This is a genomic window from Streptomyces sp. NPDC002888, from assembly GCF_042888465.1.
Taxonomy (GTDB): domain Bacteria; phylum Actinomycetota; class Actinomycetes; order Streptomycetales; family Streptomycetaceae; genus Streptomyces.
In genome coordinates, this window is record NZ_JBIAPU010000016.1 from 190,195 (window position 1) to 215,529 (window position 25,335).

Here is a 25,335-nt window from a genome sequence, read left to right on the forward strand (position 1 = left end):
TCCGACAATCGGACAGCGATTTTCATGAGGGGTGGTCTGCGGTCACTGGTTCTGCCGTGCGTCGAAGTGGGCCGTGGCCAGGAGGGAGCCGTCCGCGGCCAGCAGCCGGGCGCCGGACACCGTGTCAGGGTCGACCTTCGTGGGGGCTCCCCAGTAACCCCGGCCGGCGTCGTCGAGGGAGAACTCCCCGATGTGGACCGACGTGCCGTCCCTACGCTCCAGTCGGCAGCTGACCTTTGCGGCCTCCGGGTATCCGTCGCGCGAGCCTGCGGCCTCGGACCCGTCTCCGGCCCGGAAGTCGGGTCCAGACCCGCCTTTGGCCTGGGAGTCGGATCCGGACCCGTCCCGGCCGAGGTGAACCGACATGTAGACCCAGCCCGGAGATCCGGTGTAGGCGAAGATCCGGCCCACCGGGCGGTGGTCCGGGGCCAGCAAAGACGCTGCGAGCAGACCGTGCTCCGAGCCGGGGGGCTCCGAACTCCGCGAGGAGGGAGCTGTTGCTCCCTCGATGGCCGTGCCGACGGCCCAGCCACCGAAGCCGAACCCGAGGGCGATCGCGGCGGCGGCCGCGACCGCCACGCCGGCCCGTGGTCGCCGCCGTCGCGTCGGCCGGTTCAGGCCCAGCCCGTCCGTCACCCGTGTCTCGAAGCCGGCGGGCGGCTCGCTGCCCGGCAGGAGAGAGAGCAGTCCGTCTCCGACGAGCGTCAGCTGCTCGACGTGCTCCCGGCAGGTCGGGCAGCGGTCCAGGTGGACGATGGCCTCGGCGCGCTCCTGACCGGGGAGGATACCCAGCGCCAGCTCGTCGGCGACGGCCCTCAGCCACTCGCAGTCCCTGTCAGTCATGATCGGCTCGCTCGGGTCCCAGAACCGTCCGCAGTTTCCCCATCGCCGTCCTGATCCGTGTCTTGGCCGTGCCGAGAGGGATCCCTTCGAACTCGGAGATCTGCCGTGCGGTCATCCCGTAGATCCCGGCCATGACCGCGGCACGCGCCTGCTGGCGCGGCAGGTCCGCCACCGCGGCCCGTATCCGGGACGCCGCGTCGTCGGCCAGTGCCCGCTGTTCGGGCGTCCCGGTCACGATGCCGAGCAGAGCGTCGAGGTTCTCGGGGGAGACCGGGGTCGCCTTGCGCGCGCGGACGGCGTCGATCGCCAGGTTGTGCGTGATGGTCCCCAGCCAGGTCTTCACCGATCCACGCCGGGAGTCGTAGACCTGCGCATGACGCCAAGCCCTTTCGAAGGCCTGCTGGGAGATGTCCTCGGCGAGCTGGGGGTCGTCGACGACAGCGATGGCGATACCGAAGACCATGCGCTGGAACCGGCGGACGAACGCGAGGGCGGCCTCCGGGGCGCCGGTCGCCATTCCCGCCAGCAGCGCCTCGTCCGAGAGGCGCCCGAATGGTGGGCCCAATCTACGCATACCAGTGAATACGGCGAACCTCGCCGAACGGATTCCCCCGGTTCCACGCGGGACCACGGCCCCCATTCTCCCGCTTTTCTCCCGCTTGTCGGAAATCCCCTGGCGCGGTCCGTCCGTACCACTGGTCAGGAACGATTTCTCACGGAGGGCCGAGACATGGCGATGACGCTCATGACGTTCGCGCGCAGGATCGTCGGGCCCGGGCTGGCCGCCGGAGCACTGGCGGGCATCCTCGTGGCGTGCGGAGGCGGAGACGGCAACGGTGGTGGCTCGTCATCGCCAGCCCCTGAAAAGACAGCCCCGACACAGAGTGGCAAGCCGGGAACCCCCCAGGTGAACGTGAAGCTGGTCGACTTCAAGATGGAGCTGTCCGAGAGGACGTTGAAGGCGGGTGCCTACACCTTCGTCGTCAAGAACGACGGCCATCACGACCATGCCATGGAGATCGAGGGCTCCGGAATGGAGCAGAAGACGCGGCAGCTGGCACCCGGAGAGTCGGCGAACCTCACCGTCTCGCTGAAGGACGGCACGTACAAGGTCTACTGCCCTGTCGACGACCACAAGGACCTGGGCATGAAGACCGAGCTCACCGTCGGCGGCACCGCCTCAACGGGCAGCGGCACCGACACGACCAACAGCAATGGCTACTGAGCGCACGGTCGCACTCATCGCCCTCCGGCTGGCCGCGGCGGGAACGGCCGTGGCCATGGGCGTGATCCACCTCCACCTCTGGTACGACGGCTACCGATATCTGGACACGATCGGCACGCTGTTCCTGCTCAACGCGATCGGGGCCGGGCTGCTCGCGCTGTCGCTGCTGATCACGCCCACCCGCCTCCTGACCGTCCTCGCGACACTGGGAACCCTCTTCACGGCCGGCACACTGGTGGCCCTGATCGTCAGCCTCACCTCCGGCCTCTTCGGATTCGAGGAGGCTCTCGACGCGAACCTGGTCAAGCCGACCCTCGCCGTCGAAGGCGCAGGATGCGTTCTGTTGGTGGCGCTGGCCCTACTGAGCAGACGCAGACGGCTATGACCGATCGGCCGAGTGGATGCTCGCCGTGCCATGGGTCGAGGTGCCTCAGCCCATGCTCTGCCGGTCGGGTTCGATGAGCACGACGACCCGCTCCTTGTCTCGCGAGTAGGGGCCACCGGTGTACTTCGGGATCCGGTCGACGATCTCCCAGGCGCCGTCGCCCTCGATCCGTGCGACGACCTTCCCGCGGACGACGACCGGCTGGAACGGGTTGTCGGCTGGTGTCAGGGAGAGCGCGACCCGTGGGTCGCGGCGCAGGTTTCAGGCCTTGCGGGGTGCCCGGACCGTAGTGGAGGTGGGTGGCGCCGGGCGCCGGGACGGCTTCGACGAGGCGGAGTCGCACGTGCGTGGTCGCCCCCGGGAGCGGAACTTCTGCCGGTTGCGGACCCGGTCCACGGAGGTCGTGCGCGCAACCGGCCCTAGAAGGAATACGGGCCGAACCGGCCCCAGACCACGAACGCCGCCAGGACACCCAGCACGATGTTCGGGACGATCACCGCGGGCTCCTTCCGGCGCAGGTGCACGATCGCGGCACCGATCATCATCACGGCCAGCCCGAGCGCCGCGAGCGGGAGGAACACCGGGGCGATGTCCAGTACCACCGGCAGCCGTCGTGGTACGCGCAGTGAACGCCGTAGGGCGACGCAAGAGCGCCCCCAAACCGCATCATGACCAAGCTGGGCGTCCGGGATCGCGCCCAACTCGTCGTGATCGCCTACCAGACCGGCCACGGCCGCCCCGGCGCATGACCGACCCCACCTGAGAATCGCTTCGAGGCTACTGCCCGCCCCCGGCTTCCAGGCTGCGAATCACTCGCGCCGTCAGGTCCAGGTACGTCTCGGCCTCCGCGTCGGTGAGCCCTTCCGTAGCAGCCCCGTTCACCGCGAGGGCCGCGGAAATGAGTTCCTGCTCGATCGCCCGGGCGCGTTCGGTCAGATACACCTGCGCGCGGCGTCGGTCGGCCGGGTCCGGAACACGCCGGACCAGACCGTCCCGCTCCATCCGCTGCAGGGTGTTCGCCATGGTCGGCTGCTCGATGCGAACCCGCTCGCACAACTCGCGCTGCGACAGACCGTCCAGTTCGAACAGGGCGAGCAGCGGGGCGAACTGCCCGGGAACAACGCCGTGCGGCGTGATTCGGACAGCGAGAGCCTGAGCCAGCAGGCGAGCCAGGTGATTCACTTGGTAACCGAGTGAGCCCTCGCGAGGCAGCGCGTCCGGCATATCCGTTCCCTCCCGTGTGATCTTCTCCCCAGATTCACATAGCAAGCTATACAGATCAAGATCCGGGGAAAGCAGGACCCTGCATGCGGCGCAGTATCATCAACGTCACTCTTGGTATACGGAACCCGGAACAGGTCTCACGGAACGCGGAACCCCACCGTCGGCACATACGCGAAGATCCCTGGGACGATCTTCGTGTCCCGGGCCTGATCAGGTCGGACGTACCCGGGAACCACACGCAAGGAGGGGGTTCGCATTGTCCCTGACGGACAAGGCCATAGCGCAGATCCGTGAGCTGATCCGGACGGGCGCGCTGCCCCCGGGCTCCAAGCTGCCCCCGGAGCAGGAACTGGCGGCTCAGCTGGGGCTGTCCCGCAACCTGGCCCGGGAGGCGGTCAAGGCGCTGGCCGTGGCCCGGGTGCTGGAGGTCAGACGGGGCGACGGCACCTACGTCACCAGCCTCCAGCCGAGCCTGCTTCTGGAGGGTCTCGGCGGTGCGGTGGAACTGATGCAGAGCGACTCGGGGGCACTGCTGGACCTGATGGAGGTACGGCGGCTGCTGGAACCGTTGGCCACCGCGCTGGCCGCGACCCGGATCTCCGAGGAGCAGCTGGCCGAGGTGAAGCGGCACCTCGATGCCATGCGGGACGCCCGCGAGGACGTCGAGGTGTTGAACGCCCACGACGCGGCGTTCCACCACGCCGTCGTCGCGGCCACGGGCAACGAGTCCCTGCTGACCCTCCTGGAAGGCATCTCGGGCCGCACGCTGCGTGCCCGCATCTGGCGCGGCCTGGTCGACGCCCAGGCCGCCGGCCGGACGCTCGCGGAACACGAGGCGATCTACACCGCTCTGGCCGACCACGACGCCGCCCTCAGCCAGGCGGCGGCCCTGCTGCACGTCAACAACACGGAGCGGTGGCTACGAGAGCACCTGCAGTCCACCCAGTCCCTCCCCTGAGCCCGACGCGGCGGACCGCTGGTGGCCTGTTGCCGTCGAGGACGCGGTGCGAGTCGAGAAGCGCGGCGTCGGCGGCCAGGAGACCCTCAGTGCGACTCACGGCTCACCTCGGAACCGCTGGAGCCGACGAGGAAGTCGAGGTCGGCGCCGGTGTCGGCTTGGAGGACGTGGTCGACGTAGAGCCGTTCCCAGCCGCGGCCGGGGTTGGCGTAGCCGGTGACGGTGGCCTCGTTGGGGGTGCGGCGGGCGAGTTCGTCGGCGGGTACGTCGACGTCGATGCGGCGGGCTTCGACGTCGAGGGTGATGAAGTCCCCGGTCCGTACGAGGGCGAGGGGTCCGCCGGCCGCGGCCTCCGGGGCCACGTGCAGGACCACGGTGCCGTAGGCCGTGCCGCTCATCCGGCCGTCGCAGACGCGGACCATGTCGCGCACGCCCTGTTCCAGCAGCTTCTTCGGCAGCGGCATGTTCGACACCTCGGGCATGCCCGGGTAGCCCTTGGGGCCGCAGCCGCGCAGGACGAGTACGGAACCGGCGTCCACGTCGAGCTCGGGATCGTCGATGCGGGCGCGGAAGTCCTCGATGGAGTCGAAGACGACCGCCCGGCCCCGGTGTCGGAGTAGGTGCGGGGAGGCGGCCGCGGGCTTGATGAGCGCGCCGTCGGGTGCGAGGTTGCCGCGCAGGACGGCGATGCCGCCCTCCGCGACCAGCGGCTCGGCGCGGGTGCGGATGACCTCCCCGTCCCAGATCGGGACGTCGTCGAGGGAGTCGACCAGAGGGCTGCCGGTGACGGTCAGCGCGTCGGGGTCGAGCAGGTCGCGTACTTCGCGCAGGACGGCGAGCAGGCCGCCGGCGCGGTGGAAGTCCTCCATGAGGAAGCGGCCGGCCGGCTGGAGGTCCACCAGGACCGGCACGCGGGAGCCGATGCGGTCGAAGTCGTCGAGCGTCAGATCGATGCCCAGTCGGCCGGCGATCGCCAGGAGGTGGACGACCGCGTTGGTCGAGCCGCCGACGGCGGCCAGCGCGACGATCGCGTTGTGGAAGGACGCCTTGGTCAGGAAGGTCGCGGGCCGTCGGTCCGCGCCGACCATGTCCACGGCCAGCCGGCCGGTGTGGTGCGCGGCCTCCAGCAGACGGCTGTCGGGGGCGGGGGTCCCGGCCACCCCGGGGACGACCGTGCCCAGCGCCTCGGCCACGAGCGCCATCGTCGAGGCGGTGCCCATGGTGTTGCAGTGACCGCGGCTGCGGATCATCGCCGACTCGGAGCGGGTGAACTGCTCCTGGGAGAGCGTGCCTGCGCGCACTTCCTCCGACAGCCGCCACACACCGGTGCCGCAGCCCAGCAGGCTGCCGCGGAAGGTGCCGTTGAGCATCGGTCCGCCGGGGACCACGACCGCGGGCAGGTCCACCGAGGCGGCGGCCATGAGCAGCGAAGGGATCGTCTTGTCGCAGCCGCCGAGCAGGACCACGCCGTCGACGGGATTGGCCCGCAGCATCTCCTCCGTGGCCATCGCCGCCATGTTCCGCCACAACATGGCCGTGGGCCGCACCTGCGTCTCCCCCAGCGACACCACCGGCAGGTCCAGCGGGATCCCGCCCGCCTCGTACACGCCGTTGCGCACCGAGGCCGCGACCTCGTTCAGGTGCGCGTTGCAGGGGGTCAGGTCCGAGGCGGTGTTGGCGATGGCGATCTGCGGCCGGCCGGTGAAGGCGTCCCCCGGAACACCCCGTCGCATCCATGCCCGGTGGATGTAGGCGTTGCGGTCCTGACCCTCGTACCACTGTGCGCTGCGGAGCCTCGCCATGGAACTCCTTCCAATAACCGGTACGCCGATCTAAAGTTTGGAATGTCATGAAGCATACGCAGACATATGACGGATCGGCAGGCCCCGGCGAGGACGGCGCGACAGGCGCCGACGGCGGCCGGCTGGTCGGCTCGGACCGGGTGCTCGCCGTCCTCAAGGAGCTCGCCCGGTATCCCGACGGCGCGGGCCTCGACGAGCTGACCCGCGCGATCGGCAGTCCCAAGCCGACCGTGCACCGGGCCCTCGGCGCCCTGCGCCGGGCCGGTCTGGCCGGCCAGGACGCCCGCGGCCGCTATGTGCTCGGGGACGAGTTCCTGCGCATGGCCTTCGCCCACCACGAGGCCCGGCCCGACCACGTCCGTGTCCGCCCCGTACTCGAAGCGCTGGCGCACCGGTTCGGAGAGACGGCCCACTACGCGGTTCTCGACGGCCGCGAGGTCGTCTACCGCGCCAAGGTCGATCCGCCCACCGGCGCCGTCCGGCTGACCTCGGCGATCGGCGGGCGCAACCCCGCCCACGCCACCGCCGTGGGCAAGCTGCTGCTCGCCCGGCGATCGGGCACCCGTGCGCAGGTCGAAGCGTGGGTCGGCGCCTCACCTCTGGAGCGCCGCACACCGCGGACCCTGTGCACGGCCGCCGATCTGCACCAGGAACTGCGGGCCACGGCCGAACGGGGCTACGCCTGCGACGACCAGGAGAACGAGACCGGGGTCAACTGCCTCGCCCTGCCCGTGTACGCCACCTCGCCCACGACCCCCTCCGGAGCGGTGAGCATCAGCGCGCTCGCCTACCGGACGCCCCTGGCCACCCTCGTCGACGCGCTCGACGAGATCCGCGCCCTGCTCGGCCCTCTCGGTGAGCCGCATTCCTGAAGCGCCCAGTCGCTCCCCCATCGCCCCGACCCTGGAGACAGACCCGTGTACCTCATGCGCATCGGTGCCCCCGGCGCCGAGAAGCCCGTCGCTCGCATCGACGACGAGACCTACGTCGACCTCTCCGACATCGTCACGGACTTCGACGAGGCCTTCTTCGGGTCGGGCGGCATCGACCGCGTCCGCCCCGTCGTGGCCCAGCGGGCGGAGGCGGGCCAGGTGTCCCGCTTCACCGGGGAACGCGTCGGCGCCCCCATCGCACGCCCGCATCAGATCCTGTGCATCGGGCTCAACTACCGCGACCACGCGGCCGAGAGCGGCATGGCCGTCCCCGACGAGCCGATCCTGTTCACCAAGTCGCCCAACACCCTCGTCGGCCCCCACGACGACGTGCGCATCCCGCGCGGTTCCACCAAGACCGACTGGGAGGTGGAACTCGGCATCGTCATCGGCCGGCGCACCAGCTACCTCGACTCGGTGGACGAGGCGCGCGACGCCATCGCCGGCTATGTGGTCGTCAACGACGTCAGCGAGCGCTCCTTCCAGTTGGAACGCGGCGGGCAGTGGGCCAAGGGCAAGTCCGCCGAGACCTTCAACCCCGCGGGCCCCTGGCTGGCCACCACCGACGAGATCGACGACGTCCTCGCCCTCGACATGTGGCTGGACGTCAACGGCGTGCGCCGGCAGAACGGCAACACCAAGACGATGATCTTCGACCCTTACTTCATCGTGCACTACCTCAGCCAGTTCCTCGTGCTGGAGCCCGGCGACCTGATCAACACGGGCACCCCGCCCGGTGTCGGCATGGGTCTCACCCCGCCGGTATGGCTGCAGCCGGGCGACGTCATGGAGCTGGGCATCCGTGGCCTCGGCGCCCAGCGCCAGAACGTGGTCGCGCCGCGGTGAGCAGCCGCTCCATACGTGCCTTCGTGCTGGAGGGTCCTGGCGAGTACGCCGTCCAGGACCTCCCGGCGCCGGTGGCCGGGCCCGGCGAAGTCGTCGTCGACGTGGAGCGGGTCGGCGTGTGCGGCACCGACTTGGAGTTCTTCACCGGCGCGATGGCCTACCTCCACCAAGGACACTCCTCCTACCCCATGCGGCTCGGCCACGAGTGGGCCGGCCGCGTCGCGGCGGTCGGCGACGGCGTCGACCCGGCCTGGCTCGGCCGCCGCGCCATGGGCGACACGATGCTCGGGTGCGGCACCTGCCGCCGCTGCCTGCGCGGCCACCAGCACGTGTGCGAGAAGCGGCGCGAGGTCGGCATCCGCGGGGGCCAGGCCGGTGCCCTGGCCGAGCAACTCGCCGTACCTGTCTCCTCGTTGCACTCCCTCCCCGACTCCGTCGACGCCGTACTCGGCGCCCTCGTGGAACCGGGCGGCAACGCCCTGCGCGCCGCACGGGCCGCCGCACCCCAACCCGGGGACCGCGCCCTGATCCTGGGCCCGGGGACCATCGGCCTCCTCGTCGCGATGTTCCTTGGCGCCGCCGGTGCCGAGATCCACCTCATGGGCAACACCGAAAGCTCCCTCGCCTTCGCCCGCGAACTGGGCTTCGCGCGCGTGTGGACGGAGGACTCCGTGCCGGACCTGCCGTTCGACGCGGTCGTCGACGCCTCGAACGCCGCCCATCTGCCGGAAAGAGCCCTGGAGTTGGTCGAGCCGGCCGGCCGCCTGGTGTACATCGGCCTGGCCGGCGAACCCAGCCGGATCGACACCCGCACCCTCGCTCTGAAGGACGTCACCGCGGTCGGCGTCCTGTCCGCCTCCCCCGGTCTCGACGCCACCATCCACGCCTACGCCGCCAAGACGGTCGACCCCAGACCCCTCGTCGCCGCCACCATCGGCCTCGACGAGGTCGGCCCCGTCCTCGCCGGCGAACGCCCGGCCGGCGCCGGCCCCGGCCCCAAGATCCACGTCGACCCCCGACTCGGTCGGGCAAGGACAACCCCATGAGCGAGTTCCACGGTGTCGGCGCGGTCGGCGACGTCGCCGAGAACGACGACACCGAGTGGACGCGTGTCCTCGACGTCGACGTTGGACGGAGGCATGACCAGTCTGCGCCTGTGAGCACGGCAGTTCGGCAGTAGTACCGCGGTACCGGCCGCCGCCTCCCCATTCGCTTCCCGGGTACCGGGAGCGCCGGCCTGGGTCTTGCCTCCGCCGTCCTCTTCGACGCGTTCGTCGTCCGGATGGCCCTCGTCCCGGCGGTAATGGCGTTGCTGGGCCGCCGTGTCTGGGCGCTGCCCGGATGGTTGGACCGGGTCATGCCCAACGTCGATGTCGAAGGTGAGAAGCTGCGCCAGGCACTCGAAGGCGCACAGCCGAGCAGCGGCGTCGACGGCGGTTCGGGCGATGTGCGCCCGGCAACGGCAAAAGCGCGCACGGAGCTGACGCGAAACGGCTGACGTGTCCTCGGTCGCCGCCCGCCGGTCCACTCCCGTGGGCCGGCGGGCGGTACGGGCTCGCACAGTGAAAGGCCTCCTCCGTGACCGCACCCAGCGGATCCCCGCCGACACAGCGCTCCGCGGAGCGCGCACGCCGACTCCCGGAATCCCTGACCAGTGACGCCGAGCAGCGCATGATCGTGACGATCATCAGCCGTCTGGCCTCGGCCATGTCACCGCCGGCCCCAACACCCACGTCGACGACCAGGCCCTGCAACGCCTCGGCTTCAGCATGCTCATGGAACAGCACCCCGACCTGAGCGTCGTCGGCGAGGCAACGCACGGCGCCGAAGCCGTCCGCATGACCGCCGAACTGCGCCCCGACGTCGTCCTGATGGACGTACGGATGCCCGGTATGGACGGCATCGAGGCCACCTCCCGCATCGTGGAGTCCGGGGGCCGCTCCCGCGTCCTGGTCCTGACCACCTTCGACCTCGACGAGTACGCCTCGCCGCCCTTCGCGCCGGCGCCAGCGGGTTCCTCCTCAAGGACGCCCTTCCCGACGAGCTGGTCGCCGGCATCCGGGCTGTGGCCGCCGGGGACGCCGTCATCTCCCCCGGCCTGACCCGCAAGCTCATCGACGCCTACACCAGCCATCTCCCCGGCCACACTCCTGACCAGGAACGTCGGCTGGCCGCCCTCACCGAACGTGAACGTGAGGTGCTCACCGCCGTCGCCGCCGGCCGGACCAACGCCGAGATCGCAGGCAGGCTGTCCCTCGCCGAGTCCACCGTGAAGTCCCACGTCAGCCGCATCCTCAACAAGATCGATGCCCGGGACCGGGTCCAGGCGGTGATCTTCGCGTACGACATGGGATTGGTACGTCCGACCTGAATATGCCCCCCAGCGGCGCTGGGCGAGCCGGCCCACTGGCCGCCCGGCGAACCGCCCCACCGGTCACGCCCGACCACGGCACTTCAACAAGATCGTGTTACGGGAGTTACTTCTGAGTCACCCATGCGGTCCTGTAACGTCCGGAACGGTTTGATCCGTTTCAACGCTGCCGCCCCGATGAGGACCCATGCTCGCAGACGTCGACACCCCGATCGCCGCTCTCCTGAGACGAAGATTCCGTGCTCGAACAACGGACCGGGGAGCACTGGTCCCTTGAGATTCCGGATCAACCGCTCACGCAGCGCCACCGCGTACCCGTCTCCGGAGCGCTCGGCACCCACCCCGGCGGTCCATGTCGTGGAGCCCGAGGTCGTCGAGGCACCGCTGTCGGCGCACGAGCAAGACCTCATACGCGCCTCCGTCTCGGTGGTCGAGCCGTTCGCCGCAGACATGACGGTCTACTTCTACGCGGTCCTCTTCGCCCGCTACCCCGAGGTCCGCTCCCTGTTCCCGCCGGGAATGGACACCCAGCGCGGCCGCCTGCTGCGCGCGCTGCTGCGCATCGTGGAGCTGGTCGACGACCCTGAGAGCCTGGTGCGCTTCTGCGGACACCTCGGACGCGATCACCGCAAGTTCGGCACGCTCAGTGCGCACTTCCCGGCCGTGGGCGAGTGCCTCCTCGCCTCCTTGGCCCGCTACGCCGGCCCCGCGTGGACCGCGGACATCGCCGCCGCCTGGACCAAAGCGTATGGCGCAGTCGCCGACGTCATGATCAGTGCTGCCGAGCAGGACGAGGCGATTCGGCCCGCCGTGTGGCCCGCCACGGTCGTCCACCGTGTCTCGCGGGGACACAACATCGTCGAAATCACCGTGCGTCCCCACATGCCCTACGAATACGCCGCCGGACAGTACGTAAGCGTCGAGACGCCCTGGTGGCCGAAGCTGTGGCGCTACTACTCTCCCGCCAACGCGCCCCGTGAGGACGGCACCCTCACCTTTCACGTGCGCGCGGTGGCCGGCGGCTGCGTCAGCAGCGCACTGGTGCACCAAGCCGCGGTGGGCGACGTGATTCAGCTGGGGCCCCCGCTGGGAGACATGGTTCTGGACGCCGCCACCTACAGCGACCTGCTGTGTGTGGCGGGCGGCACCGGTCTCGCCCCGATCCGCGCGCTGGTCGAAGAGGTCGCCCGTCGCGGCGAGCGCCACCGGGTCGACCTGTTCCTCGGCGCCCGAACCGGCGCCGAGCTGTACGGGGTCGACGACATGCTGCGGATGGCCCAGCGGCACCACTGGCTGACCATCAGGGGTGCGGTCTCCCAGGAGTACGTGCCCGGGATCAGGGGGTCCCTGCCGGAGGTTCTGGCCGAGTACGGACCGTGGTACCAGCACGACGTCTATCTCAGCGGGCCGGCCCCGATGGTCGTCGCCGCCACCGAGACGCTCACGCTGCGCGGCACCCCGCCCGACCGCATCCATCACGACCCGTTCGAGACGCCCGTCCTGTCCTTTCGCTGAGCCAAGCGCTTGACCATCCTGCCAGGAGAACGCCCCGTGACCTTGCCTCCGCCGCCCTTCGGATCAGCAGGTGAACACCTGCTGCAGCAGCAACTGGGCACCGCCGACCGCGCCGCCCGGTTCTACGATCAACAGGTTCGCCCCTGCCTCACACCCGAGATGCGGGACTTCATCGGCCGCCAGGCCATGGTCTTCCTGGCCACCGCCGACTCCCATGGAGAATGTGATGCCAGCTTCCGCGCCGGGCCGCCGGGATTTGTCCACGTGATCGACGACCACACGCTCGCGTACCCCGAATTCCGCGGCAACGGTGTGCTCGCCAGCGCCGGAAACATGACGGAGAATCCGCACCTCGGCATGCTCTTCGTGGATTTCACGCACCACCACGTGGGACTTCATGTCAACGGCACGGCCCGCCTCTACACCGACACGGGCCTGCGCTCCCTCCACCCCGGCCTGCCCACCGACGTCGCGCCCGGGCGAAGCCCCGAGATGTGGGTCCACCTGAGCGTCGAGGAGGCCTACATCCACTGCTCCAAGCACATACCCCACCTGGAACCGGCCCCCCGTTCCACCAGCCATGACGCCTCGCGCCCCAAGGACACGGACTATTTCACCGGGCCCCGGGACGGCGCCGGCCAAGCCCAGCGCGCACAGAGCGCCTTGCAACGGCCCAGGTGACGCGACAGAGGTGGTCACCGCATCCGCCGGGATCGATCTCTCAAACACCCGCCACAGCACCCGCCCGGCAGTTCCCGCACGGGCAGCGCACCACACCAACGCGGACCGGTGTGCGGCGGCCCCGGCGGACGCGCTGCAGCAGTGCCGAGCCGACGTACTCCACGGACCCGAGCGCCGCTCGGGGGAGGTTGCCCACACCGTTCAGCCGGATCCAGGCTCCGAGCGCCGCGCTCCCACTGCGCAGTGTCCCGGCCCAGTCACGACCGCGCAGGTGACAGAGAGCGGCCTTGCTCTCGAACAGCACCACGCCGCGCTGGTACCCGTTGCGCCGGGAGGCCGCCACCGCCCCGGCCAGCACCGCGAGGGCGTCCTCCTGGTGCCCCCGCCGCATGTGCAGGGTCGCCACGGCCGCGTCCAGAATGGCCTGCGCGGTGCCGCTCTCCCGTAATCGGCCGAGAATCCTGCGCGATTCGGAGAGGTGGGCGTACGCCTCGTCCAGGCTCCCGGCGGCCGTGAGCACCTCACCCAACCGCAGGTGCAGGAAGCCGGAGCGGCGCATCCGCTCGGCCTCGCTGACGCAGGGGTAGTCCTCCATCCGCAGCAACTGGACGAGTGCCTCCTGATGCCGACCCAGGGCACTGAGGATCTTGCCGCTGTAGTGGTGTGCCCGCACCGCCGCTCGGTGGTCCGGGACGGAAACGGGATCGCCCGCCGTGGCCAGGGCGGCCTGGAAATGGTGCAGCGCCCTCCGTAGCGCCCCCTGCACGTAGTACAAGTTGCCGTAGCAGATGTGCAGTTCGGGCCGGCGGTCGGCGCATGCGGGATCGTCCTCGCAGAGCCGACGGCACCGGTCGAGCAGCCGGTCGGCCTCCCGGTACCGGCAGATGTCGATGTGGTGCTGCGCCAGCATCAACCCGACGGCGACCTCGTCGCGGTTGCCGGCACAGGCCTGCTGAGCCGCCCGGAGCGCCTCCTGGCGGGCGGTGCGCCCTTCTTCCTGGCGTGAGTAGTACGACGCCTTCGCCACGTGCAACGGCCAGGTCGGCAGAGCGGCCGCCACCGCCAGCGGCAGGCTGCGGTCGATGACGGAGATCAGGTCGAACTCGCCGAACCGATCACCGTGCTCGCCTGCGCTGACCGACACCTGGACGAGCCCGGTCAGAAAGCGCGAGAGCGTCAGGCCGTCCACCTCGATGCCGTACCGCACCACATTGTCCAGGGCGTTGACGGCCTCCTGGAGCTCATCGTCCGCCACGTCGCGGTCGGCAGCCACCCGCTCCAGGGCGATGCCGAACGACCGCAGCACGGTGGTGCGCCACACCTCCGGCTGCTCACCGCAGTAACCGCGCCGCGACATCACACAGTCACCGCCGCGGTACGTCCGGGCGTGGCTTGGTGTACTCGTACAGCAGACTGTGGATGGAGTACAGCTGGTTGAGCCGGGACGCCTGGATGAGCTCCAGGTCGTGTCCGCCGCGCAGCGTGCGGCGCAGCTCGCTGTCCGCCAGCCCGCTGAGGTCCATCAACTCGCCCGTCCCCACCCGGTCTCCGCGACGTCTGGCGCAGAACGCCGCCATCAGTCGGTGCGCCGGTTCCGCGCCGACGCTCAGGTCGAACTCCGCCAGCGAGCGGTCGAACAGATGGTTCTTGATGTGCACCGCCAGCTGTTCACCTCCGTCCGGGGCCCGGCGCTCCAGCGCGGTGAGCTCGTCCACCACGTCGGGCAGTGGCATCCGGGTCGAGAGGTAGCGCCGGATCGCCAGCCGCATCAGGTACGGATTGCCCTCGGTGATCCGCACCACCGGGGTGTAGGTGGTCCCGGGAGCCTCGGCGAACTCCGGGTCGCCTGCTCCTACATGCCGGATGAGGGCGATCGCCGCCTCCGCGCCGAGGCCGGTGACCGGATGCTCCTTGATCCCGTGGTCCGGATCGTGGACCACGCTGCGACTGGTGACCATGAGCTTGTGCGGCCGGACGAAACCGGCCCGGCGCAGCCCTTCGACCATGGCCGTGGCCTGACTCGCCACCTCCAGGTTGTCCACCACCGCCAGTACCCGCCCGGTGTCGCCGGCCGCCCGTAAGGCCGTCCGCAGCTCCGTCTCCCACCCCCTGCGGTCCGGGCCGAGCGGCACCCCGAGCTGCTCGGCGAGGTCGAACAGGGCTTCTCGCAGACCGGATTCGTGCACATCGCCGCGGACCGTGGTCCACAGGATGTGGCGGAAGACCCCTTCCTGGGCGATTCGGCGGGCGGCCTCGTAGGCCCGAGTCGTCTTGCCCACGCCGCCCGCGCCGCGCACGTTGACCACCCAGGGACCGGTCGGGCCCGCCAGATCGGCGAGCAACTGCTCGACGGCCGGCCCGATCCCGAACAGGCCGTTCTGCTCGTGATCCACCCCGGCCCGGCTGTGCCAGTCGGGCACAGCGGTGGGTACGGTGGCCCTTGCCGGTGCGTCGGCCACGGATGCTTCGGTGTGGCCCGCAGGCAGGGGCAGCAGTCGCTTCAGCGCCGTGTAGGAACGGTGCTGCGGTGAGTCCGGGCGGATGATGGTGAAGTGGTCGCCCGGTAGAACTCCCGCGTCCGGGAAGACACTGCGTGCCGAGACCGCAGTGACTACACCGTCGGTCTCCCCGGCGAAGACGGTGATCGCAATGGGGCAGGACTGCGGCGTCACGGATGGGGCGTGCACCACGCGGGTGAGGACCGCCCGCTGCGCCTCAGCCACCATGCCGTCGAGCGGCCGCAGTTGGCGCTCCTGCGGGTGCCGGCGGAAGAACTTGCGGCGCAGTGAGAGCGCGAGCTCGGAGCCGGAGTTCGGACAGGCGAACATCACGATCCGGACGATCCGGGTGAGTTCGGCGCCCCGGCCCTCGGCCAGCATGCGTGCCAGGTAGCGCTGGACCACCAGTCCACCCTGGCTGTGCGATACCAGAACCAGCCGCCGATGGCTCGCCGCTTCGACTTCGAGGAAACCCCGCAGGCTGTCCGCTGCATCGTCGAAGGACGGGATGCGGCGCAGCGGGTTGAACGAGGCGATCGGCGAGGCGTAGCCGAACGGAAGCGTCTCGATGTGCGCCAGATCGCGGTCCCGCGCGATCAGTTTCTCGAAGGCGGACCAGGTCTGCTGCGAGGAGAAGAGACCATGAACGAGGACGACCCCCACCTTCTCCACAGGAACCCGTATCCCCCACTGTTCGCGTTGGTCTGGCATTCCAGGCGCCAGGCTACGACAGGACGCGTCGGGGCGTCCCGCGGTTCCCGGCAGCGGCTTACGCCGCCCCTCCGGAATGAAGGCCACCAGCCTCGGCGGCGGAATGACGGTGGCTGTGGATGCTACGCCAGGGCCCCCTCGTGCATTCGCTCCTATCGTGGAATGGCACAGCGATGATCGGCGCGGAGGCAGGCAGGCATGTGGGAACCGCGGATCGACTATGCGGCGGTCTTCCGGGCCCTGCCCGGCATGGTGGCGCTGCTCACCCCCGACCTGGTGTACGCCGAGGCCAACGAGGACTTCCTGCGGCTGACCGGGCGCACCCGCGAGCAGCTGCTGGGCCGCTACATCTTCGACGTCTTTCCCGAGAACCCCAATGAGCCGGCCGCGGCCGGCATGCGGGAGACCGAGGCGTCGATGCTGCGCGTGGTGGCCACCGGCGAGCGCGACACGATGGCCCTGCTGCGCTACGACATCGAGGATCCCACGCGTCCCGGCCATTGGCAGGAGCATTTCTGGAGCCCGGTCAACGCCCCTGTCCTCGCCCCGGACGGGCGGGTCGCGCTGATTGTGCACCGGGTGGAGGAGGTCACCGATCTCATCCACGTCTTCGGCGGCCCGGGCGGCGACAGCCGGGCCCGCGTGCTGGAGGCCGAGCTGTACACCCGCGCCCGCGAACTGCAGGAGGTCAACGACCGCCTGCGCACGGCGCACGCCCACGAACGCGAGGTCGCCCTGGCCCTGCAGGCGGCGATGCTGCCGCCGCCCGGCCCGACCGGCCCGCACGGGGCGGCCGTGCGTTATCGGCCCGCCATCGGCGCCCTGAACGTGTGCGGTGACTGGTACGACCTGGTCGACCTGCCCGACGGCCACCTCGCGGTTGCTGTGGGCGACGTCGTCGGCCACGGCCTGGCGGCCGCCTGCGCCATGGGACAGCTGCGCAGCGCCCTGAGCGCCGCCTGCCGTGTCGCCGAGGGCCCGGCCCAGGCCCTGGACGCCCTCGGTCTGTACGCCCGGTCCGTCCAGGGCGCCGAGTCGACCACCGCCGTGACGATCTTCATCGACTGGGTCGACCACACCATCGCCTACAGCTGCGCAGGTCACCCTCCACCCGCCCTGCTCCATCCCGACGGCACCGTGGTCTTCCTCGACCAGGCCACCGACCCGCCCCTCGGCGCCCGGCCCGAACACATCCCCCGCGTCCAGGCCCGCACGCCCTTCACCGAAGGCGCGACCCTGGTCCTGTACACCGACGGCCTGATCGAACGCCGCGACGAGGACATCGACGCCGGCCTGGACCGCCTCGCAGGCTCCCTCAGCCGCCACCGGCACACCGACGCCGAGGCCATGGCCGACGCGCTCCTGTCCGATCTTCTCCCGCGCACCGGCAACACCGATGACACCGCCCTGATCGTCCTGCCCCTGTGAGCAGACGTGGCCGATTCTTTCGAGGAGCCGGCTTCCTTGTGACGCCATACGTCTTGACGGGGCCATGGACCGTTCCTACTGTTCCGGCGACGTAACGATCGGTGCAATCCTCGAAACATTTCGAAGACGCGTGAGCCTCCGTGCCCCTGACGACCGACCGAGAGGACTCCCTCATGTCATGGTCCCACCAAGATCACAGTCGCCGCGAGGCCCTGCGGACCGCCTCCGGCCTGATCGTGGCGGGCTCGGTATCCCTCACGAGCGCCTCCCCGTCCCACGCCGCCGCGTTACCGCCGATGGCGGCCCAGGACCCCCTGCTCGCCGCCGCGAACTACACCAACCCGGTGATCTGGCAGGACTTCGCGGACATCGACATCATCCGCGTCGGCGACACCTATTACTACTCGGCCTCGACGATGCACTACTCCCCCGGGGCACCCATCCTCCGCAGTCACGACCTCGTCAACTGGGAGTTCGCCGGCCACTCGGTGCCGGTCCTGGACTTCGGGTCCAAATACGACCTCAACGGCGGGCGCGGCTACGTCAGGGGTGTCTGGGCGTCCTCCCTCGCGTACCGCCCGGCCAACCGGACGTTCTACTGGCTGGGACAGATCGACTTCGCCCGGACGTACATCTACACCGCCGCCTCCGTCGAGGGCCCCTGGACCAGACACACCACCCTCGACAACGTCTACTACGACGCGGGGCTGCTCGTCGACGACAACGACACGATGTACGTCGCGTACGGCAACAGCACCATCCACGTCGCCCAGCTCTCCGCCGACGCACGCACCCAGGTCCGCAGCCGGCAGGTGTTCACCACCCCGTCGAACGTCGGCACCCTGGAAGGCTCCCGCTTCTACAAGAGGAACGGGAACTACTACATCTTCCTCACCCGCCCGGCCAACGGCCAGTACATCCTGAAGTCGACGAGCGGCCCCTTCGGGCCGTACACCATGCGGCAGGTCCTGCTCGACCTGGGCGGTCCGATCTCCGGCGGCGGCGTCCCGCACCAGGGCGGGCTCGTGCAGACCCAGAACGGCGCCTGGTACTACATGGCCTTCGTCGACGCGTACCCCGGCGGCCGGGTCCCCGTCCTGGCACCGATCAGCTGGACGTCGGACGGCTGGCCCGTCATACAGCTCGTCAACAACGCCTGGGGCGCCTCCTACCCCGCCCCGGCCCTTCCGGCGCCGCCCCGTCAGGTCACGCCCCTCACCGGCGTCGACACCTTCGACGGGACCACCCTCAAGCCCAAATGGGAGTGGAACCACAACCCCGACAACACCAAGTGGTCGGTCAACAACGGGCTGCGCCTGCAGACCGCGACGGTGACCAATGACCTGTACTCCGCCCGCAACACCCTGACCCACCGCATACAGGGCCCCACCTCCACCGCCACCGTCGAACTCGACCACTCGGCGATGCGGGACGGCGACCGGGCCGGACTCGCCGTCCTGCGCGACTCCTCCGCATGGATCGGGATCAAGCGCGACGGCGGCTCGACCAGGGTGGTGATGGTCAACGGCCTCACCATGGACAGCAACTGGAACACCACTGGCACCGGCAGCGAGGCGGCGAGCGCCAACGTCTCGGGCGGCCGCATCTGGCTGCGCGTCAACGCCGACATCCGCCCCGGCAGTGGTCGCCAGGCACGCTTCTCCTACAGCACGAACGGCACCGGCTTCACGTCTCTGGGGCCCGCCTTCACCCTGGGCAACAACTGGACGTTCTTCATGGGCCATCGGTTCGCCATCTTCAATCACGCCACCCAGGCGCTCGGCGGCGCCGTGAACGTGAGGCGCTTCGAGCTGGCGGCACCATGAGGTGACCGACGCTCCCCCCGGTCACAGGCTGCCGGACGTGTCGCTCAGGTGGTGGAAGCGGGACCGGGCGGCAGGTGGACCGTCATGATCAGGCTGCAGGTTCCGGTACCGGAGCCGCGGTAGGTGTGAGGGGCGTCGCCGTCGAAAGTGGCGGTCTGGCCGGCTTCCAGGGTGTGTTCGGTGCCGTCGACGATCAGAGTCATCCGGCCGGAGGTGACGCTGACGGTCTCCACGACTCCGGCCTGGTGGGGGTGGCTGGGGTATTCCTCGTCCGGTTCCAGTCGCCAGCGCCAGACCTCGACAGGGGCCGGACCTGAGGTCGTCAGCATGAGCCGGGCCTCGCTGCCCCGGTCGCCGGTCCACAGGGGTGCCACGGCGTCGGCGGCCACGACGCGGACGCGGCCCTCGGGCGGTCCCTGCATCAGGGCGGACACCGAGATGCCGAGGGTGTCGGCCAGTCGGACCAGGGTGGCCAGGTTGGGGTTGCCCTGGGCTTTCTCCAATGCCACCAGGGCTCCCTTGCTGACCTGGGCGCGCCGGCTGAGTTCCTCCAGGGACAGGCCCGCGCGGGTGCGGGCCGCCCGGACGTTGTGCGCGACCGTCCGCAGGGCTGCGCCTGTCTCGACCATCTGATCTCCATCCTCGCCACTGACCACCACAATGCACCGCGCGGTCGTTCGGTTGACACGGACCGGTCGTTACGTTGTACGGTGCGGTCGTTCCAATGATAGTAAGGGATGTACTGTGATCGCTCTGCTGCTGGCCCTGGGCAGCTCACTCGCCTATGGATGCGCCGACTTCCTCGGCGGCCTCGGCGCCCGTAAGGCTCATGTGCTGCGTACGGTGATGATCGCGGCCCCGGCCTCTCTCGCGGTCGAGCTGTTGCTGTGGCCGGTGCTCGGCGCCTCGTTCAGCGCCGGCGCCCTTGGCTGGGGTGCCGTGTCCGGGGTCGCCTCCGCCGCCGCGTTCGCCCTGCTCTACCGCACGCTGGCCATCGGTCCGATGAACGTGCTGTCGCCCGTGACCGCGCTGGTGTCCGCCATGCTGCCGGTCGGTGTGGGCCTGTTGCAGGGCGAGCACCTGGCCGCCGCCGGACTGGTGGGTCTGCCGCTCGCGCTGGTGTCGGTCGTACTGGTCAGCGCCGGACACGGCGCCGGGTCGGCGCGCCCCTCCCGTACGGCGCTGCTGCTGGCCCTCGGCGCGGGCGCCGCCATCGCCCTCCAACTGATCTTCCTGCACCAAGCGCCGTCCGACAGCGGCGTGGCGCCGCTGATCGTGGGCCGGGCGGTCTCCTCGGCCGTCACCCTGGCCGCGGCGGGGGTGATGTACCGCAGGCTGGGCTCGGAGCGGCCCGCGTACGCGATGTCCGCAGCCGCGGGGGTGCTGGACTCCGTGGCGAACCTGCTGTTCCTGCTCGCCGCCCGCAGCGGGGACCTCGCCGTCGTCGCCGTGACGGTCGCCCTCTACCCGGCCGGCACGGTCCTGCTCGCCCGCACTGTGCTCGCCGAACGCATCCACCGCGGCCAGCTCGTCGGCCTGGGCACGGCCGCCGTCGCCGTCAGCCTCCTCGCCCTGACCTGAGCAGCCCCGGAGCCCACCCCACAGCCGACGACGCAAGGAGACCAGCATGTTCATCCAGCCCTGGGACGCCTGCCTCGACGAAGCCGAATGGCAAACCTGGATCGCCGAAGGCCACGACTTCGGTCCCTGGCGCGCCAAGGCCGGCACTCCGCCCACCGACGGCGTCCCCACCAGCTACTACGCAGCCGTCCAGTTCACCTGCCGCGCCCATGTCGTCGACGCCCCCGAGGCCAAGGCCGAGCTGCTGCGCCGCCGGCTCGCCCAGTTCCAGCCCGACGGCGATCACGCCCCCGTGGCCGTCGACCGGCCGCCCTACGGCCGGATGCTGCCCGGCATCCGCGGCCCGCGCCTGGAGGCGACCGACGTACTGGCCAAGTTCAAGTACGACGACCACAAGCCCGTCGAGCACCGCACCGCCGTCGCCGTCCACCTCACGACACGCGGTCAGGGCCTCGACATGTCCACCGCACGCCGGCAGCGCCGTCGCCTGGACCGCAACGGCACCTGAAAGCCTGACCCCCTCCCCCGCCGCACACCCCCGGACGCAGGAAACGGAAACCCCGACCATGCCCGCCTTCCGCATCACCCCCGCCGTCGCGGACGCCTTCCCCGACACCCTCATCGCCCTGGTGACCGCCACCGGCCTGGGCGGCCGTGAGCCCTGGCCCCAAACCTCCGCAACTCTGGAGGGCCTTGAGCAGCAGCTCGCCGACGGCACCTGGCAGCCGGCCGACGAGACCGACCCCCGCATCGAGGCGTGGCACACCGCCTACCGCTCCTTCGGCACCAACCCCCGGCGTATCCGCCCCAGCGTCGACGCGCTCGGCCGCCGCCTCGCCAAGAAGGGAACGCTGCCGCGCATCAACCCGGCCGTCGACTCCTACAACGCCGTCTCCGTCCGTCACGGCCTGCCCGCCGGCGCCTTCGACCTGGATCACGTCACCGGCGACGTCGACATCCGATACGCCGACGGCACCGAGTCCTTCACCCCCCTCGGCGAACCCGACACCGTGGAAAACCCCAAGCCCGGCGAGATCATCTACGCCGACGCCGACACCGTCCTGACCCGCCACTGGAACCACCGCGACGCCCACCGCACCCGCGTCACCGAGGACTCCACACACGTCGCCTTCGCCCTCGAAACCCTCCACGCCACCCGCGACGGCGGCCTCCTCAAGGTCGCGGCGGAGGAACTGCAGCGCCTGCTCGCCCCGCACACGGCGCAGACCGCCGTGCACTACCTCAGCCCGGCACACCCCCGGGCCACCACGTGAGCTGCTTGCAGAGCCGCTGGTCAGGTGACTCGCACTCCGGCCGACGGATGCCAGCCCAGCCTGCGGGACACGGCCAGGCCGGAGGCGATGACCGCCGGCCGTATCGCGCGTAGGTCGACCGACCCGGCGCCTACGACGACCGACAGGGCCGCGACGACTTCGCCGTCGGCGTCGAGGACACGGGTGGCCACCGAATCGACCCCCGGTGTTGTTTCCTGACGGACGACGGCCACGCCGGTCTCGCGGCACTCGGCCAGCATGGTGCGCAGCCGCGCCGGATCGGTGACGGTGCGCTCGGTGTACGCCGGCAGGCCCTGCGCCATGACCTGCTCCATCAGCTCCGGGCCGCCGTGGGCGAGCAGCACCTTGCCCACGCCGGAAGTGTGCAGCGGCAGCCTCCCGCCGAGCCTCGATACGACATCCACCGCGTTGCACGCCGACAGCCGCTCGACCAACACCGCCTCGGTGCCCTCCAGTACCGCCAGCTGGACGTGCTGGCGCAGCGCGGTGTGCAGGTCGTCCATGAACGGCAGTGCCACGGTGCGCAACAGAACGCTCAGCGGCGCCAGCGTGCCCAGCCGCCACAGCCGGATGCCCACGGTGAACGCGCCGTCCGGTGCGCGATCCAGCGCCCCGGCCTCGACGAGTTCCAGCGCCAGCCGGCGCACCGTGGCATGAGCCAGGCCGGTCTCCCGGGTCAGGTCGGCGAGGGTGAGCCGGGACCGACCGGGCCGGAACGCGAAGAGCACCTCGAACAGCCGCGAACCCACGCTCCGGCCAGGCTGACTCGTACGGGGCATCAGGCCTCCATGCTGGTTCCGACCGGGACCTCGACCGTCACGCCGTGGCGCGGCATGGTGACGCCGCGGCGGCCGCGCACGAGGTGGGTCTCCTGGTCAGCGTCGGCGGGGGCTCGACGACCGGTCTGGCGAAGGCGGTCGCGCTGACCACCGGGCTCCCGATCGTGGCCGAGCCGACGACGTACGCGGGGTCGGAGGCCACCAGCGTCTGGGGGCTGACCGAGGGGGTTCGCAAGACCACCGGAGTGGACGCGCGGGTTCTGCCACGTTCGATCGAGTACGACGCGACATTGACCCTGTCGTTGCCGGTGGCGATGAGTGTCGCGTCAGGACTGAACGCTCTCGCCCACTGTGTGGACTCCATGTGGGCGCCGCGCACCGATCCGGTGGACCGGGCACTGGCGGGCGAGGGCATCCGGGCGTTGGCGGCCGGGCTGCCGGCGGTGGTGGCCGACCCGGCCGGATCGGAGGGCCGCGAGCAGGTCCTGTACGGGGCCTACCTGTCGGCCGTGGCGTTCTCCTCGGCGGGTTCGGGGCTGCATCACAAGATCTGTCATGTGCTGGGAGGCGCGTACGACCTGCCGCACGCCCAGAAGCACGCGGTCGTACTGCCGTATGTGCTGGCTTTCAACGCGCCCGCCGCTCCCGAGGCCGAGCGCCGCATCGCGGAGGCGTTCGGCGCCGCGTCGGCCCTGGAGGGCCTGCATGGGCTGCGGCGTGCTGTCGATGCGCCCAGGGCGCTGCGGGACCACGGGCTCGACGAGGCCGCCGTCGATGATGCCGTGCGCGCGATCCTCGAGGTGGTCCCGGCGAACAACCCGCGCGCTGTGACCTCCCGCGGTCTGCGGCGGCTACTGCGAGCGGCCTGGCAGGGGGCGGACCCGTTGACGGTGGCTGACGAGGAGAACTGAGCGACGAGTTCTTCCGTCGGGCGGAATTCGACTGGAGCGCACAAGTCCGGATCCGGTCGAATCCTCCGCACTTCTTCTGGACGCGCGCAAAGGAGTGATCATGTCCGCTGGTTCGACCCCGCTGATTTTCGTTCACGGCTACTGGCACGGGTCCTGGTGCTGGAGTGAGGTCATCGCCCACGTGGCGGCCATGGGCCGCCCGGCGGTCGCGGTGGACATGGCCGGACACGGGCTCCGTGCCGCCAGACCGCGGTGTCTCACCAGACCTCCTGGGACATTGCTGGGTTCCCTCCTGATCAGACGGGCTGGACGCGCAGGGGCAGGGACGCCCACGAGCGCAGGGTGTTGTTGGGGTGGCGGTGCGGGGTGCCGGTGAGTTCGATGCGCTCAATGCGGCGGGCCAGGGCGGTCAGTATCGCCTCGGCCTCCAGTCGGGCCACGTGCTGGCCGATGCACTGGTGGATGCCCATACCGAAGCCGACGTGGCCCGAGGGGTCGCGGGTCAGGTCGAAGCGGTCGGGGTCGTGCCAGCGGTCCGGGTCGCGGTTGGCCGCGCCGAGAAACATGAGGATTTTCGTGCCCGCCGGGACGGCCGTACCGGCGATCGTCACCTCGGTCGTGGCGGTACGGAAGAAGGTCTGCACCGGTGACTGCCAGCGGACCGCCTCGTCGAACGCGGCCCGCGCCAACTCCGGGCGTTTCCTCAGCCGTTGCCATTCCTCGGGGTGGGTGGCGAAGGCGTACAGGCAGGCCGCCAGGCCGTGCACGGTGGTGTCGACGCCTGCGGTGAGCAGGGAGCGCACCACCAACGGCGCCTGCTCGTACGTCAGATCGCCCCGGTCGGCGGCCGCCCAGATCTGCGCGCCGAAGCCGTCCTCGCTCAACGCCTCCCGGACGCACTGGGCGTTCACCCATGCCGACAGCGCGGCCACCCGGTGCGCGTCCGCCGCGACGAGGTCGTTGCGCGGACCGAAAGCGTTGAAGGCCATGTTGCCGTACGGCAGCAGGTTCTCGCGTCCGTCCGGCCCGAGGCCCACCGCATCCGGAAAGGCCCGCAGCGGGAACGCCTCCGCCAGCGCGGTGAAGGCGTCGAACTCAGCTCCCTCGGCGAGGACTTGCTCGACGAGTTCCTCGGCCACAGCGTGCCACTTCTCGCGCAGGCGACGCAGTGCCGGCGGGGCCAGGATCTCCCGCAGCACCCGGCGTGGGGCGTCATGCCGGGGCGGGTCGGCCTCCAGCAGAAGGCTCGGCGGACGCCACGGCTTCTCGTGCCGGAAGTTGGCCAGGCCAACGCCCGATCCCGACTCGAAGTGCTGCCAGTCCACCAGGGCGGCGTGCACCTGCTCGTAGCGGGCCAGGGCATGGACGTCGTAGCGCGAGAGGTACACGACCGGACCGGCCTCGCGCAAAGCCTGGTGCAGCGGTTCGGGGTCCAGGAGGACGTCGTGGGCGAAGGGGTCGGCATCGCTCACGGGCGGCAGGACGGCACGCTCCAGTGCCTCGGTCATGGCGGCTCCTTAAGGC

The 25,335-nt window shown here is 70.5% G+C and carries 25 protein-coding genes and 3 pseudogenes; 18 read left to right on the forward strand and 10 right to left on the reverse strand.

From position 1 onward, the window contains the following. Positions 1-42 precede the first annotated feature (42 nt). Positions 43-843, reverse strand: a complete 801-nt coding sequence (locus ACFYWX_RS25965) for a hypothetical protein (protein ID WP_389426486.1) — start codon at positions 841-843, stop codon at positions 43-45. Then, positions 836-1,417, reverse strand: a complete 582-nt coding sequence (locus ACFYWX_RS25970; protein WP_389426487.1) for an RNA polymerase sigma factor — start codon at positions 1,415-1,417, stop codon at positions 836-838. The genes ACFYWX_RS25965 and ACFYWX_RS25970 overlap by 8 nt, the downstream gene beginning before the upstream one ends. 156 nt (positions 1,418-1,573) lie before the next feature. Between ACFYWX_RS25970 and ACFYWX_RS25975 the strand changes: the two genes are divergently transcribed. Together ACFYWX_RS25975 and ACFYWX_RS25980 are read left to right on the forward strand one after the other, a co-directional pair. Further along, complete coding sequence (locus tag ACFYWX_RS25975; RefSeq protein ID WP_389426488.1) at positions 1,574-2,068, forward strand: cupredoxin domain-containing protein; 495 nt, start codon at positions 1,574-1,576, stop codon at positions 2,066-2,068. Next, positions 2,058-2,453, forward strand: coding sequence for a hypothetical protein (locus tag ACFYWX_RS25980; RefSeq protein ID WP_389426489.1), 396 nt, complete (start codon positions 2,058-2,060; stop codon positions 2,451-2,453). The genes ACFYWX_RS25975 and ACFYWX_RS25980 overlap by 11 nt, the downstream gene beginning before the upstream one ends. 419 nt (positions 2,454-2,872) lie before the next feature. On the opposite strand, the gene ACFYWX_RS25985 is transcribed toward ACFYWX_RS25980, so the two are convergent. Then, positions 2,873-3,055, reverse strand: coding sequence for a DoxX family protein (locus ACFYWX_RS25985; protein WP_389426490.1), 183 nt, complete (start codon positions 3,053-3,055; stop codon positions 2,873-2,875). Positions 3,056-3,112: 57 nt separating this feature from the next. On the opposite strand from ACFYWX_RS25985, the pseudogene ACFYWX_RS25990 reads away from it, so the two are divergent. Then, positions 3,113-3,202: pseudogene (locus ACFYWX_RS25990) on the forward strand (DNA-binding response regulator); the annotation flags it as partial. Positions 3,203-3,230: 28 nt separating this feature from the next. On the opposite strand, the gene ACFYWX_RS25995 reads toward ACFYWX_RS25990, so the two are convergent. Then, complete coding sequence (locus ACFYWX_RS25995) at positions 3,231-3,677, reverse strand: MarR family winged helix-turn-helix transcriptional regulator (protein WP_389426491.1); 447 nt, start codon at positions 3,675-3,677, stop codon at positions 3,231-3,233. A 256-nt stretch (positions 3,678-3,933) separates the two neighbouring features. Here ACFYWX_RS25995 and ACFYWX_RS26000 point away from each other — a divergent pair, with 256 nt between their 5' ends. Further along, positions 3,934-4,635, forward strand: coding sequence for a FadR/GntR family transcriptional regulator (locus tag ACFYWX_RS26000; RefSeq protein ID WP_389426492.1), 702 nt, complete (start codon positions 3,934-3,936; stop codon positions 4,633-4,635). 86 nt (positions 4,636-4,721) lie between these two features. Here ACFYWX_RS26000 and ACFYWX_RS26005 read toward each other — a convergent pair whose 3' ends face one another. Next, positions 4,722-6,437 carry an IlvD/Edd family dehydratase gene (locus tag ACFYWX_RS26005; protein ID WP_389426493.1) on the reverse strand — a complete coding sequence of 572 codons (1,716 nt, stop codon included), beginning with the start codon at positions 6,435-6,437 and terminating at the stop codon, positions 4,722-4,724. 47 nt (positions 6,438-6,484) lie between these two features. Between ACFYWX_RS26005 and ACFYWX_RS26010 the strand changes: the two genes are divergently transcribed. The 8 genes and pseudogenes from ACFYWX_RS26010 (at position 6,485) to ACFYWX_RS26045 (ending at position 12,782) form a co-directional block, all read left to right on the forward strand. Beyond that, positions 6,485-7,309: an IclR family transcriptional regulator gene (locus tag ACFYWX_RS26010; protein ID WP_389426494.1), complete on the forward strand. Its 825-nt coding sequence runs from the start codon at positions 6,485-6,487 to the stop codon at positions 7,307-7,309. Between the two features lie 45 nt (positions 7,310-7,354). After that, the gene (locus ACFYWX_RS26015) at positions 7,355-8,215 is read left to right on the forward strand and encodes a fumarylacetoacetate hydrolase family protein (protein WP_389426495.1); all 861 of its coding nucleotides are present in this window, start codon (positions 7,355-7,357) and stop codon (positions 8,213-8,215) included. Beyond that, the gene (locus tag ACFYWX_RS26020; RefSeq protein ID WP_389426496.1) at positions 8,212-9,261 is read left to right on the forward strand and encodes a zinc-binding dehydrogenase; all 1,050 of its coding nucleotides are present in this window, start codon (positions 8,212-8,214) and stop codon (positions 9,259-9,261) included. Before ACFYWX_RS26015 ends, ACFYWX_RS26020 begins: the two co-directional genes overlap by 4 nt. Then, positions 9,258-9,395 carry a hypothetical protein gene (locus tag ACFYWX_RS26025; RefSeq protein WP_389426497.1) on the forward strand — a complete coding sequence of 46 codons (138 nt, stop codon included), beginning with the start codon at positions 9,258-9,260 and terminating at the stop codon, positions 9,393-9,395. The genes ACFYWX_RS26020 and ACFYWX_RS26025 overlap by 4 nt, the downstream gene beginning before the upstream one ends. 54 nt (positions 9,396-9,449) lie before the next feature. Then, positions 9,450-9,713 (forward strand): annotated as a pseudogene (locus tag ACFYWX_RS26030) (MMPL family transporter); the annotation flags it as partial. Positions 9,714-9,984: 271 nt separating this feature from the next. Then, a pseudogene (locus ACFYWX_RS26035) lies at positions 9,985-10,586 on the forward strand (response regulator). Positions 10,587-10,859: 273 nt separating this feature from the next. Then, the gene (locus ACFYWX_RS26040; RefSeq protein WP_389426498.1) at positions 10,860-12,101 is read left to right on the forward strand and encodes a globin domain-containing protein; all 1,242 of its coding nucleotides are present in this window, start codon (positions 10,860-10,862) and stop codon (positions 12,099-12,101) included. A 36-nt stretch (positions 12,102-12,137) separates the two neighbouring features. Beyond that, positions 12,138-12,782 carry a pyridoxamine 5'-phosphate oxidase family protein gene (locus ACFYWX_RS26045; protein WP_389426499.1) on the forward strand — a complete coding sequence of 215 codons (645 nt, stop codon included), beginning with the start codon at positions 12,138-12,140 and terminating at the stop codon, positions 12,780-12,782. Between the two features lie 40 nt (positions 12,783-12,822). Here the strand turns inward: ACFYWX_RS26045 and ACFYWX_RS26050 are convergent, their stop codons facing one another. Next, positions 12,823-14,139 (reverse strand): hypothetical protein, encoded by a 1,317-nt coding sequence (locus ACFYWX_RS26050; protein WP_389426500.1) that lies wholly within the window; start codon positions 14,137-14,139, stop codon positions 12,823-12,825. A gap of 7 nt (positions 14,140-14,146) precedes the next feature. Continuing rightward, the gene (locus ACFYWX_RS26055; RefSeq protein WP_389426501.1) at positions 14,147-15,991 is read right to left on the reverse strand and encodes a hypothetical protein; all 1,845 of its coding nucleotides are present in this window, start codon (positions 15,989-15,991) and stop codon (positions 14,147-14,149) included. A gap of 198 nt (positions 15,992-16,189) precedes the next feature. On the opposite strand from ACFYWX_RS26055, the gene ACFYWX_RS26060 reads away from it, so the two are divergent. Both ACFYWX_RS26060 and ACFYWX_RS26065 read left to right on the forward strand, forming a co-directional pair. Beyond that, positions 16,190-17,419 (forward strand): PP2C family protein-serine/threonine phosphatase, encoded by a 1,230-nt coding sequence (locus ACFYWX_RS26060; protein WP_389426502.1) that lies wholly within the window; start codon positions 16,190-16,192, stop codon positions 17,417-17,419. A gap of 173 nt (positions 17,420-17,592) precedes the next feature. Next, positions 17,593-19,245, forward strand: coding sequence for a glycoside hydrolase 43 family protein (locus ACFYWX_RS26065; RefSeq protein ID WP_389426503.1), 1,653 nt, complete (start codon positions 17,593-17,595; stop codon positions 19,243-19,245). A gap of 44 nt (positions 19,246-19,289) precedes the next feature. On the opposite strand, the gene ACFYWX_RS26070 is transcribed toward ACFYWX_RS26065, so the two are convergent. Continuing rightward, positions 19,290-19,874, reverse strand: coding sequence for a helix-turn-helix domain-containing protein (locus tag ACFYWX_RS26070; protein ID WP_389426504.1), 585 nt, complete (start codon positions 19,872-19,874; stop codon positions 19,290-19,292). A 115-nt stretch (positions 19,875-19,989) separates the two neighbouring features. Here ACFYWX_RS26070 and ACFYWX_RS26075 point away from each other — a divergent pair, with 115 nt between their 5' ends. From ACFYWX_RS26075 to ACFYWX_RS26085, 3 genes are read left to right on the forward strand one after another with little or no spacing between them, the layout of a single operon-like run. Beyond that, on the forward strand, positions 19,990-20,826 hold the full coding sequence (locus ACFYWX_RS26075) for an EamA family transporter (protein WP_389426505.1): 837 nt from the start codon (positions 19,990-19,992) through the stop codon (positions 20,824-20,826). A gap of 46 nt (positions 20,827-20,872) precedes the next feature. After that, positions 20,873-21,334: an FMN-binding negative transcriptional regulator gene (locus ACFYWX_RS26080; RefSeq protein ID WP_389426506.1), complete on the forward strand. Its 462-nt coding sequence runs from the start codon at positions 20,873-20,875 to the stop codon at positions 21,332-21,334. 58 nt (positions 21,335-21,392) lie between these two features. Beyond that, positions 21,393-22,100 carry a B3/4 domain-containing protein gene (locus ACFYWX_RS26085; RefSeq protein ID WP_389426507.1) on the forward strand — a complete coding sequence of 236 codons (708 nt, stop codon included), beginning with the start codon at positions 21,393-21,395 and terminating at the stop codon, positions 22,098-22,100. Between the two features lie 20 nt (positions 22,101-22,120). Here ACFYWX_RS26085 and ACFYWX_RS26090 read toward each other — a convergent pair whose 3' ends face one another. Beyond that, a complete protein-coding gene (locus ACFYWX_RS26090; protein WP_389426508.1) occupies positions 22,121-22,900 on the reverse strand; it encodes an IclR family transcriptional regulator in 780 nt (259 codons plus the stop codon). A gap of 44 nt (positions 22,901-22,944) precedes the next feature. On the opposite strand from ACFYWX_RS26090, the gene ACFYWX_RS26095 reads away from it, so the two are divergent. Then, positions 22,945-23,811 carry a maleylacetate reductase gene (locus ACFYWX_RS26095; RefSeq protein ID WP_389426509.1) on the forward strand — a complete coding sequence of 289 codons (867 nt, stop codon included), beginning with the start codon at positions 22,945-22,947 and terminating at the stop codon, positions 23,809-23,811. A gap of 296 nt (positions 23,812-24,107) precedes the next feature. On the opposite strand, the gene ACFYWX_RS26100 is transcribed toward ACFYWX_RS26095, so the two are convergent. Next, entirely contained in the window at positions 24,108-25,319 is a 1,212-nt protein-coding gene (locus ACFYWX_RS26100; RefSeq protein WP_389426510.1) for a cytochrome P450, read from the reverse strand. Positions 25,320-25,335: the final 16 nt, after the last annotated feature.